This is a genomic window from Bacillus sp. z33 (assembly GCF_058313615.1).
Genome location: NZ_JBZFQN010000001.1, coordinates 379,552 through 391,883 on the forward strand (window position 1 = coordinate 379,552; position 12,332 = coordinate 391,883).

Here is a 12,332-nt window from a genome sequence, read left to right on the forward strand (position 1 = left end):
CTACCCTTTTACCGCACCAGCTGTCATACCTTTAACAATATTCTTTTCAAAGATCATGTAGAAAATGACTATTGGTATCAAAGACATCGTTAATCCAGCCATTTGTGCACCATAGTTGGTTGTAAATTGACCTGCAAAATTTGCTAAACCAAGCGGCAATGTTTGAAGCTCTGGGTCATTAATTAACACTAACGCAAATGAAAATTCATTCCAGTTGTAAATGAAATTAAGAATCACAGTTGTAGCGATTGCCGGACGTGACATTGGCAGGATGATGGACCAAAATATCCTAAAAATCCCGCATCCATCCATGATCGCAGATTCTTCAATATCCTTGGGAAAGCCTTTCATAAAGCTAGTTAGAATAAAAATCGTAATGGGTAAATGAAAAGCGATATAGGGAAAGAGTAAGGTGATCGGTGTATTCAATAATCCTAAATTTTTCATTAATATAAACATGGGTACTAGTGTGGCGTGGATTGGAATTAATAATCCAAAAATGAAAAATCCATATAACCACTTACTCATTTTGAAATCAAATCGAGATAAGAAATAAGCTGCTAAGGCCCCGATAAAAACGGTTATTACAGTTGCCGTTACTGTTATAAAAATACTATTTTTAAAAAGGACACCCAGATTGGCAATTTCCCAAGCAGCAGTATAGTTATCCAGTAAAAAATTCTCAGGAAACCCAAATTGGTTTGTTGCAAACTCCTTTTCGGATTTAAAGGAGTTGATTGCCATCCAAATAATTGGATATACATTAATGATTGCAAATATAATTAATGCGAGATAGATGCTTAATCTTTTGAAGCTTCTTTTCTTAGGTATTTTGTTTGTCTTCACCACTGTCCCCACCTCCTAGATCATTTTCTTTCCAAGTACTTTGTTTACAATCGCGATTAAGATAAGACTAAAGAAGAATATAAATACTGACACAGCACTACCATATCCATACTGTAATTTTGTAAATGTTTCATTAAACATATAGAGCGCCATGACATCTGTTGAATGGGCCGGACCACCATGTGTCATGACATAGATTAAATCAAAGGTTTTCAAACTACCTGCAATACAAAGGGTGATGGCAACTAGAATGGTTTCCCAAATCATCGGAATCGTAATCTTCCAGGTTGTTGCCCACTCCGAGGCACCATCCATTTTAGCGGCTTCTAAGACTTCAGTAGGTACATTTTGTAATGCTGCAAGAAAAATAATTAAGTATAGACCAACAAACTGCCAAACGACAACGACTAAGACAGAAATCATTGCCCACTTTGTATCTCCTAACCAATTTTGCGCGAGTGACTCTAGCCCAATGGACCGCAAGAATTCATTGATTAATCCGTCACGGGAATTGTAAATCAAACTCCACGTTAAGGAGATCACGACAGTTGATAAAACAACTGGTAAAAACCCAATTGTTCTAAATAGTTTAGCTCCCTTAAGTTTACGGTTCAATAAAAGGGCAAAAAACAAAGCTAGTGGTACCTGACCTAGTACAGATACTAATACTACGTATATATTATTTTTGACAGAGTTCCAAAATAGGGAATCCGCAAATAACTTTTTAAAATTATCTAATCCAACAAAGGTCATTTCATTGAATCCGTTCCAATCCATGAAAGAATAATAGAAGGATTGGAGGATCGGATAAATGGCAAAAACAACATACAGAATGAAAGCAGGTAGTATACCAAGTATAAACGCCCCTTTATTCTTCTTAGTCAATTTCATTTTCTTCCCCCCTAAACATTCACAGGTTACTTAGATGCAAGTAACCTGTGAGAGAATTGATAAACGATTATTTACTTTTGTTTTCTTTCTGCATCTCACCCGCTAATTGTTCAGGTGTTTTGTCACCTAAAGTAATAGATTGCAAGCCATTGTTAATGATATCTGTCAGTTCTGGAGTCAGTGTGGCATCATATACAGGCACTACTCCACCTTTAGCAAAGCTATTAGCATCTTGGAATATTTGTGGAATACTGTCATCCATCTTAACATCAGCAGGAACAATAATATTCGCTTTGATTAATCCTTGGTATAAATCATCACCATAGTAGTATTTTAAGAATGTGAAAGCAGCCTCTTGCTCTTCTTTACTCAACTTGCTATTAACTGCAATCCCACCGCCAGCAGCACCGGCAATCTTTGTAGGATCTCCTTTTCCACCTTCAAATGTAGGGAATGGCGCTACACCAATGTTATCAATATTTTCTACACTGTCTAAGATTGGACCAATTGCCCATGAACCAGCAAAGTGAAGCGCTGCAGTTCCTTTAATGAATTCATTTCGTGCTTGAGCTTCATCAAGAGTATTCATATCCTCATTAAAGGCGTTTAATTTTGTTAATTCGTCGATAACAGATAATGCACTGACAAATTGCGGATCTTCAAAACTGCCATCTCCGTTTAATGTATTCTTTAAGAAATCACTACCAGTAAAGCGGTCAGCCATTGTAGAGATGTACACGGATTGTAATGGCCAGATTGACTTGTTTCCTAAAGCTATTGGAGTCGTTCCTTTATCTTTAAGTGCTTTTACAAGTTCTTTAAATTCTGCATATGTTTTAGGAAACTCATCATAACCTACAGCTTGAAGTATGTCTTTATTATAGTAAATTAAACCTGTAACACTTATGTTTGAAGGGATTGCATAATAATTATCTTCGAATGCATAGTCTTGTAGAATTGAATCAGGAATGACTCCATCCCAGTTCTCGATGATTGGGTTTAATGGAAGAATAGCTCCGCCTTCAGCAAGAGGCTCTGTTCTCGTTCCAGGCCATACACGCATCATGTCAGGCAATTGATTTCCAGCTGCTTGCGTTCTTAATTTAGTTTCATATTGGTCATGTGGTATGGCCTCTACTTTAACCTGAATATCATCGTGTTCTTTATTGAATTTAGAAATAATTTCTTTGTAAAGCGTGTTTTCCGGCCGATCCTCGGTCCAGTCAGTCCAAAGTGTAAGCTCAATTGCCCCATCCTTCGTGGATTGACCTGCTTTTTCATCATCATCGCTACACGCAGCCAAACCTAGTACCGTCAGTACCCCCATTAGAAATAAACTTAGTTTCTTCATCATCGTTTCCCCTTCCTTCAAATATAAAGCGCTTACAAATATTATTATAACGCTTATAACTTTAATGAAGTATCCCAAAAAACTATAAAAACATCTAAAAATCTCAGGAAAGGGGTTTAGTATTTTGTGGTGGAGTATATGGACAGTTTTCTCGTCAATAGGGTTAGATGTGATGTTAATTGAAGGAAATGAAACCCTTGGAACTAAAGTTGTTAGGGAATTTATCATGAGGTGGCTTTAGAAAGAGTCATATTCTCCTCCACCGCTCCCCAAAAGATTAGATTCTACCCTCTAACTTTTGGGGTGCAGTAAATACCCATGGCTCTTTTTAAATAAGAAACATTGCTACAATTGTCGTAACTATTAACCCAACAACCACCGGTATTAAATTTCGTCGCGCCAACTCAAAAGGACTGACATTACAAATAGCAGCAACAGGTATAAGCGCCCATGGTACTAATGTTCCTCCACCAACCCAAATAGCAGCAATTTGTCCCAGTGCAGTTAGGGTAGCAGCCCCTGTATGGAGAGAATGCTCAAACAACTGAGCCACCGATCCGACCAATGAGATCCCTGAAAATCCTGAACCATCAAGTCCGGTAATGGCTCCAACGGCTGTCACAGTGACAGCTGCTATCTCCTTTGTAATCGGAATCGCACCGGCTAGAGCAGTCCCAATATCATTAATGATTCCCTCAGACCCATTCGGAAGCCGGTCACCAAATACAGCCTTGAATCCGGCATCGCCTAAATAAAAAAAGGCAGCAATCGGAATGACAGGTCCAAATACCTTGAATCCAAACTGGAATCCCTTTATCAAATACGCAGTGGTTTCCTCCAACCCTTTTGATTTATGAGCAAAGAGAGTAAGCAGGATTAATATCATAATGGCTGTTCCACCAATGAGCGATGTAGCCTCCCCACCCTGAAGATTAAAGATAGACATCGCCACCACATCTAGAATAAACAAAAGCGGGATAAGCACAGCAAACGATTTTTGTTGTGTCGATGATAGTAATTTTTCCTTTTTACTTTCATCATGCTGCACATCAAGACCCTCAGCAATAAGCATACCTTTCTTCATATCTCTTCTTAACAAGAAAAAGGCAGTTACAGTAGTAACAATCCCCATTGTGATAACTAGAGGAATACTTGCCTCCATTACCTCGCTGACCGGAATACCCGCTGCATCTGCCGTTAATTTTGGCGCAGCCTGGATCACATAATCTCCAGATAAAGCAATTCCATGACCAAATAAATTCATCGCCATTGCCACACCTAAGCCTGGTAACCCAACCCGTAAAGCAGCCGGCAGAAGGACAGCCCCAAGTAGTGCCACCCCTGGTGAAGGCCAAAAAAACCATGAGCAGATCATCATCACAATCCCAATTGTCCAAAACGATAAAGAAGGTGTCTTCATTAATTTTGTAAAAGGGTAAATCATCACATCATTAATACCTGTATCAGTCAGAACCCTGCCAAGAGACACAATAATGCAGATAATTAAGATCGTCGGCAAGAGCTCTCCAAACGCATAAATAAAACTATTAAACACGCCACTCACTGAAGTAGTTATACTCTCTGTGGATAGAATCGCAATCACAAATATCCCGATTATACAAAAAAGAGACGTATCCCTGCGCATTGCCATCAAAATGATAATTCCACCAATAAACAACAAGTAGATCCAATGGATCTGGGCCAATTCTATCTCCATCCAAATGCCCCCTCTGTCAAAATAGGCATTTAACCAAATGCTTACTACTACCATATGAAAAAAGCCCATTTTGGTTCATTTCCTTGTTAGGAGTCTACCGTTAAAACAAACTAAATCCCTTCTATATAGCTTGGAAATCAAATTGCTCTAACCTACAACAAAAAAAAGACTGTCCTTAGCAGTCTTCATTCGTTCAAAGCGGGCAGGTAAGAGCTTCACCTGGTTCACGTTTACACCACTCATCATATGTGCCGCTCTATGGTGCCCGTTTATTTGTGCTCGTTCATTCAAATTTTAAAATAAAAGAGCGTTATATAAAATGTTTTTTATTACTCTACACCCTATATAAAAAAGAAAAAAGTTCAACCAGAAAGTTCTGGCTGAACTATATAATAAGAATTTCTTTTTGTTGTTAATTCATATAGCGATATTCTCTCAAACTATTTAAAATAGAAATTTCCTGTATGATTTTCTCACCAATATTGGTTTCTCTAACCTTTTTCCTGGTTAATTCTTTATCGACCAATCTTTTTATGGACAAAACATCTGTCCCGTTAAGTAAGACATCTTCTTTTGAATTAAAATGCTTATGGGCAACCAGCTGCATACCGTAGGAATTATAAAGCAATGTATATCCTGCTATACCTGTCGTTGATTGGTATGCTTTGGAGAAACCTCCATCAATTACAATCATCTTACCATTAGCCTTAATGGGATTTTCTCCATCAATTTCTTTAACAGGTGTATGACCATTTATGATATGACCCGTGTCAGGATCTAAATCAAATTCAGTAAGTATTTTGCGGCAAATTTCTTCATTTTCGCGCAAATGGTAATATATATTCTTTTTCTCCTTATGGGTTGCCTTGTCCTTAATAAAATACCTCTCAAAAGTTGTCATTTCTCTTTTACCAAAGAGTGATGAATATTCTCCTGTCCATAAATACCAGACCATATCCGTCGCAAGATCATCAGTATGCTCAGGATGCGCAAAAGAATGCCGTAAATAATGTTCAAAAACATCAAGTAATTCACGCCCTGAATAGGTGTTATTTTCGATAGTCATCTTCTCCATATTTCCTTCTTCATCCAAAGGTATACATCCATGTATCAATAGATTCCCATTATATTTTAAATAAAGACTCCCTTTCTTCATGAGAAAATTCATATGTCTGGCCAGCTTTTCTGAATTCTGAATTGAAAATAATAATCTTTCCATAACCTGCTTTTCTTCCTCTAATAACTGATCAGGCTGCTCGGGATTTACCGTAGCAAAGCAAGTATTTTCAAGCGAGTAAGCCTTCCCATAAATGGTTATTTCATTCTTGTCATAATCAATTTTTTCAAGCAAAAGTCTTTCGGACATATTAAAATACGGACGTCTTTTTATAATAGGCATTTCGAGTTTAAACTGAATCATCGCAATTGCTTGATGAATTTTCGTTATTTGTAATTTTTCATGATCAGATAGATTTTTATCCGAATGTACCTTAGGTCTAAAAACCGGATTGTCATCATAGTATTTCTCAGCTAGAGTTAGAAGAGGTCTCAGATTGATTCCATAAACATCTTCAATAATATCCAGATTGTCGTATCTTGCACAGATACGAATGATATTAGCGAGACAGACCAGTGAACCGGAAAAAGCACCCAGCCATAGTACATCATGGTTCCCCCATTGGATATCTACAGAATGATAATTGATCAGAGTATCCATGATTTTATCAGGTTCAGGTCCACGATCATAAATATCCCCAACTACATGGAGATGATCGACAACCAATCTCTGAGTTGTATAGGCAAGACCAGTTAAGAGTTTATCAGCCTGACCTAAGGAGATGATTTGCTCGACAATTTCTTTATAATATTTCTCCTTATTCATTTGATTCGTTTTGTATAGCAGTTCTTCAATAATAAACACAAACTGGCTCGGCAAAGCTTTTCGCAATTTCGAACGTGAATATTTGGATGAAGCATAAGAAATAAGCCTGATCATTCGCTCGATGGTAACAATATACCACTGATTCAATTCTTGTTTATTATTAAATTGATTTTTAATTAACTTCAATTTTTCTTCTGGGTAATAAACTAATGTCGCAAATTCATTTATTTCATTTTCTAATAAAACATCTTGAAACAGATCCTTGATTTTTTGTTTTACATTCCCCGAACCATTTCTCAACACATGTTGAAAAGCTTGATACTCTCCATGTAAATCACTGACAAAATGTTCTGTTCCCTTTGGCAGATTAAGGATAGCTTCCAGATTAATAATTTCTGTTACTACTTTTTCTTCACAATCATACTTTTGGACAAGTAAGTCCAGATATTTTGTATTCAAATTTATGTATCTCCTTTACGACATTTTTATTACTCTAATCGAATGGATCTAATTAATAAAGCGTAAAAACGCGAATGACTACTTATTATAAATCATCCAAATTACTGAATGTATTAATTTAATTATAATTTATTTATACTAATAGGAGAATATAGATATTTTATTTTTCACCTATTTAACTGTAAGTTATTTACAATGATAGTTGCATTCAATCCAATTACTTTCATTGAAGTGCTCCCTAATAAGCAGACAGATGAAAAATATAATCTATTTGCAATTTGGGGTGTCTTTTATGAAAATTTTAAGAGAAGAAAATTTAGTTTTTAAATTTCCATAAAAAATAGCTACTTCACTCTTAGTGATGTAGCTGAGGTAATATAAAGATGATTTTCGAACGATCAAAAATTTGCAAAGTGGTTACCTTTATTTGGAGTAGATGATTGTTTTATTCAGATTTATCCGTATACATGGAACGACTGTATTCTTTTGTAAAAACACTAATTCATTTTTTTCACTTAATTCAGCCTGATTTACAAAGAGATTTTCCTTTTATTTCTCCAATCGCGTTGACATCCCACATTGTTGCCGCAATGCAGAGGAGGCTTGATTTACTTTAAAATAATTAGAATGTTCCGACAATTAAGTACCCACTTTTTTCAGATAAACTATAACCTTCCACTTGGCTATCGTATTCCACAGATACATGTGCTCCCGTTTCCAAAACTAAATCTATATTATGTTGTATACCTTTATAACCTTGTCGATTTTCCGGGTACATTGCTTTTACGAGACTTGCATGTTCTACTTTGATACTCAACATACCGGAAGAAAACCCTCCTATATGTTTTCCATCTTTAATAATGATGAATACATCTGATTGATCCAATGCATAGATTTTTGCACCATAACTCACTGCAGCATCAATAAAATAGGGCATATTTGAACTTGGATCTACCTTGGTTTTATCCATAAATAATCTATATGTTTGCCCATTCAATATAAACACGTCTTCTTCACTGCTCTCCGTATCTTCTATTTTATTTGGCTGATTATTATTTTCTATTGTTTTGAGTGAATCATCTTCACTTACTTTTGGTTTGTTACTTTCTTGTACATCGACTTCTGTAATTGTTGGTTGCTTATTATTGTTAGAAGATGAGGTATCCGGCGATGAGTTCAAAGGTGTGGATTGATTTGTTTGTTTGTCTGAGGTGTATTCCTTGGTTTTTAATACCATATCTTTTTCTATGGGATCTGTGATCCTATATCCATTATTATTTTCTGCTTCTGATACCCTTTTAGAACCGTCATAATGAAAAGCGCCAACTGCCGAAAAAAATAAAACCATAAAAATAAGTACGGACCATTTTTTTGCCATAATCCATTCACTCCCCTTCTTACTTACATTATAAATATCCAAATATTAGAAATCAATACTGATGTTACATTTATTACAAAAACATTTCAAATATTTCACTCTGTTTCATAAAAACTTTATGATGCCCTTTTCCTGGCATATTAGCTGTCTCATCATTGAATAAATAGAATTTAACTTTTTTAATCAGCAATTATACATCCTCTTTGGATATGTTCTAAGATTCCATTTTAACCAACGATTCCTTCTAATGCAGTATTATAGAAAGTTAGACTTTCCACCCTTAAACACATATATGCTTTAATACTTATTTTATTAATTCTCACTTAAGTTTCCCTAACCCATAAATTTTTTTATAGTAGTTAAGATTGTTATTTATCTTTTATAAGCATCACTCAATATTAACGCTGATACATATCCAAGTTGAGGAGTTTTGTATCAGCGTTTCTGTTGCATTGATTTTTCAAATGTATAATAGCTCATAAATCTCATTTAATTGCTTGGCTCGTTCTTCGTCCTGCTCTTGGTTCGAATAGGCAATGGCATCTTCTAAAATTCGATTGAGGTATTGACTTTCACTTTCTGATAAATCTCGGACAAACTGTTCTCCGCTTGCGTAATTTTTATCTGAAATGCGATCATAGATATTCTCTCCAACACTACTGTCTTCGGCATGCGCCGATAATATCTCCTGTAAATAGGCTAATGACTGGTTCATAAAATACACTCCTATATTAAACCATATTTATTCTCTTATTCTTTACAGTTGAGAATAAATCATACCAGCCATTCTCCAAGCACCATATACAAGTTTTAGGAGCATCAACATTTATAAAAAAAGCCTAAACCTCTATCTTCATGGTTTAGACTTTTCCATACTTACTTATTCGAAACTCTATCCTGAATCATTTCTCTTAATTTTGCCTTCAAAAACTTACCAACAGAGGTTTTTGGAATTTCGTCCATAAAGATGATTTCATCGGGCAGCCACCATTTAACAAATTGAGGTTCAAGGAAGGAGCGAATTTCTGCTTCTGTTACTTTCCCTCTATATTCAGGTTTTAGAACAACACAGCCAACAGGTCTCTCCTGCCACTCTTGATGCGGAATGGCTACAACACTTGCTTCAAATACCGCTTCATGAGCCATTAGCGCGTTTTCGAGATCGACCGATGAAATCCATTCGCCACCGCTTTTGATTAAGTCCTTCGTACGATCGACAAGTTTAATCGTGCCTTCTTCGTCTACAGTGGCTACATCTCCCGTCAACAGCCATCCGTCTTTAAATGCATCGGCAGTCCGTTCATCACGATAATATTCATCGGCGATCCAGTTGCCACGCAACATTAATTCACCCATATCTCTTCCGTTCCATTCAACCTCGCCATCTGCTCCAACAATCTTCATTTCTAACCCGGGCACGAGCAGTCCTTGTTTCGCTCTAATATCAAGCAGCTCTTCTTCGGGTAAGTCTAACTGATAACTTTTCAAACGAGATACAGTTGCCAATGGAGTTGTCTCTGTCATGCCGTATGCATGCAGAAACGGTATTTTGTATTTGATTTCAAATTGCCTGATCAGCCCTTTTGGTGCAGCCGAACCACCGCATAGAATAAATTCCAGTGAACTTGTATCATACGTACCCTTCTCAAGCTCCTGTAAGAGACCTAACCAAATGGTCGGAACACCTGCTGTTTTAGTTACACCTTCTGATTGGATAAACTCAGCCAGTAACTTTGGATTAAACTGAGGCCCAGGAAGAATTTGCGTCGTACCAAACCAAGTAGCCGCAAATGGTAACCCCCAAGCATTCACATGAAACATTGGTACTACCGGCATGACCACATCACGTTCAGAAATAGCTGCTGTATCAGCGAGGCCAAGGGCATAACTATGCAGCACAATTCCACGGTGAGAGTACTCTACCCCTTTTGGATTTCCGGTAGTTGCGGAAGTATAGCACATTCCTGCTATTTCATTTTCATCCAAGTCTTTTGTAAAGGCAGTTTCGGGATTCCCTTCTGCTATGAGTTCTTCATAGGAATACACAGGAGTAAGATTTGTCGTCGGGATTTCTGTTTTATCCGTCATGATGATGTAGGCTTTAACAGTAGTCAATGATGGGGCAATTCTTTCTATGAGAGGTAAAATGTCTTCATCAATCAGGAGCACTTTATCTTCTGCGTGATTAATAATGTAGGTGATATGTTCAGCAGACAATCGAAAATTAATGGTGTGGACAATAGCGCCAATGCCGGGAACTGCAAAGTATGCTTCGAGATGGCGATGGTGATTCCATGCCAACGTGCCGACTTTGTCACCTTTTGATACATCCAGATTCCGGAGTACGTTCGCCAGTTTTCTCGTTCTTTCACCGATTTCCTTGTATGTTAATCGATGTATCTTATCATGCGTCCTTGATACCACTTCTTTCTTCGGAAAGACTTTTTCGGCTCTTTCCAGCAACGAATGGACAGTTAATGGTACATGCATCATTATGATTACCCCTTCCTACTATCAAATTAATAAAGTACTCTCGAGGTACTGGTGACCCTAAACCTCGAGAAATATTCTCTAAATTCTTTAAAGTCCCAGCTTTTTAGCAATGATGGTCTTCATAATCTCATTTGTTCCAGCATAAATACTGCTTACCGGAGTATCCCGGAATCGTCTGGCAATCTTGTATTCTTCCATGTACCCATATCCTCCGTATAGCTGCATACAGTCGACTGAGATACGCTTTGCCATATCAGTTAATTTCCACTTGGCCATCGAGACTTCTGTTACCACATTCTTACCAGCTATGTGATCACCAATTAACTGATCAAGAAAGACTCGTCCCATTTTAATGTCTGAAGCAATCTCGGCCAGTTTAAACTGTGTATTCTGGAAATCGCTGATTGATTTACCAAATGCTTTTCTTGATTTCACATATTCGAGCGTCATCTGAAACATATCCTCAGCGGCAATCTGCGCTGATATAGCTACGATTAATCGTTCTTGCTGGAGCTTGTCCATCATATACAGGAAGCCTTGTCCCTCTTCACCTAATAAATTTTCCTTTGGAACGATACAATCCTCGAATAGGAGTTCCGCTGTATCCTGGCAATGCATGCCAACCTTTTCTAACTTACGCCCTCTTGAGAAGCCTTCCATATTCCTTTCGACAACAAGCAAGCTAATTCCTTTATGCTTCGGTACAGCCTGCAGATCCGTTTTACAGGCTACTATGATAAGGTCTGCATGAATACCGTTCGTGATAAAAGTCTTCTGTCCATTTAAAACATAATGGTCTCCTTTTAATTTTGCAGAGGTTGATATAGAAGCCAAATCCGAACCCGCACCTGGTTCAGTCATGGCAATGGCAGTAATTATCTCTCCACTTACACATTTAGGAAGCCATTTGTCCTTCTGTTCTTTTGAACCGAAAGTGTTTATATACGGGACAACGATATCATTATGAAGACCAATCCCAATTGTACCCGATCCAACCCGTTCGAGTTCTTCATTAATGACAACCGATATCCCCCAATCTGTTTCCAAGCCCCCATACTGCTCAGCTATATCCGGACACAAATAACCTTCTTGACCAAGTTTGATCCAAAATTCCCGTGGAATCAGTTTCTCTTTCTCCCACTGATTATAGTATGGATAGGCCTCCTTTTCTAAGAACTTACGAAAGGATTTTCTAAATATGTCATGCTCTTCATTTAAATAAGGATGCATCTGATATTTCCTCCTCATGTATGTAAGCGCTTAAATAATAACCTATGCTTTTTATATTAGAGACCATGATTAAGAAAGTCACGAA

General features: G+C 37.2%; 9 protein-coding genes. All 9 read right to left on the reverse strand.

Annotation, left to right across the window (positions count from 1 at the left end; genetic code table 11):
- Positions 1-849, reverse strand: a complete 849-nt coding sequence (locus tag AC4G3L_RS01760) for a carbohydrate ABC transporter permease (RefSeq protein WP_491075255.1) — start codon at positions 847-849, stop codon at positions 1-3.
- 12 nt (positions 850-861) lie between these two features.
- A complete protein-coding gene (locus AC4G3L_RS01765) occupies positions 862-1,737 on the reverse strand; it encodes a carbohydrate ABC transporter permease (RefSeq protein WP_491075256.1) in 876 nt (291 codons plus the stop codon).
- 67 nt (positions 1,738-1,804) lie between these two features.
- Positions 1,805-3,091 carry an extracellular solute-binding protein gene (locus AC4G3L_RS01770; protein WP_491075257.1) on the reverse strand — a complete coding sequence of 429 codons (1,287 nt, stop codon included), beginning with the start codon at positions 3,089-3,091 and terminating at the stop codon, positions 1,805-1,807.
- 325 nt (positions 3,092-3,416) lie between these two features.
- Positions 3,417-4,805, reverse strand: a complete 1,389-nt coding sequence (locus tag AC4G3L_RS01775) for a transporter permease (protein WP_491075258.1) — start codon at positions 4,803-4,805, stop codon at positions 3,417-3,419.
- Positions 4,806-5,217: 412 nt separating this feature from the next.
- A complete protein-coding gene (fbp, locus tag AC4G3L_RS01780; protein ID WP_491075259.1) occupies positions 5,218-7,146 on the reverse strand; it encodes a fructose-1,6-bisphosphatase in 1,929 nt (642 codons plus the stop codon).
- Between the two features lie 622 nt (positions 7,147-7,768).
- Positions 7,769-8,524, reverse strand: coding sequence for a hypothetical protein (locus tag AC4G3L_RS01785; RefSeq protein ID WP_491075260.1), 756 nt, complete (start codon positions 8,522-8,524; stop codon positions 7,769-7,771).
- A 460-nt stretch (positions 8,525-8,984) separates the two neighbouring features.
- On the reverse strand, positions 8,985-9,239 hold the full coding sequence (locus tag AC4G3L_RS01790) for a sigma-G-dependent sporulation-specific acid-soluble spore protein CsgA (protein WP_491075261.1): 255 nt from the start codon (positions 9,237-9,239) through the stop codon (positions 8,985-8,987).
- Between the two features lie 161 nt (positions 9,240-9,400).
- On the reverse strand, positions 9,401-11,017 hold the full coding sequence (locus tag AC4G3L_RS01795) for a long-chain fatty acid--CoA ligase (RefSeq protein ID WP_491075262.1): 1,617 nt from the start codon (positions 11,015-11,017) through the stop codon (positions 9,401-9,403).
- 87 nt (positions 11,018-11,104) lie between these two features.
- Positions 11,105-12,247, reverse strand: coding sequence for an acyl-CoA dehydrogenase family protein (locus AC4G3L_RS01800; protein WP_491075263.1), 1,143 nt, complete (start codon positions 12,245-12,247; stop codon positions 11,105-11,107).
- Positions 12,248-12,332: the final 85 nt, after the last annotated feature.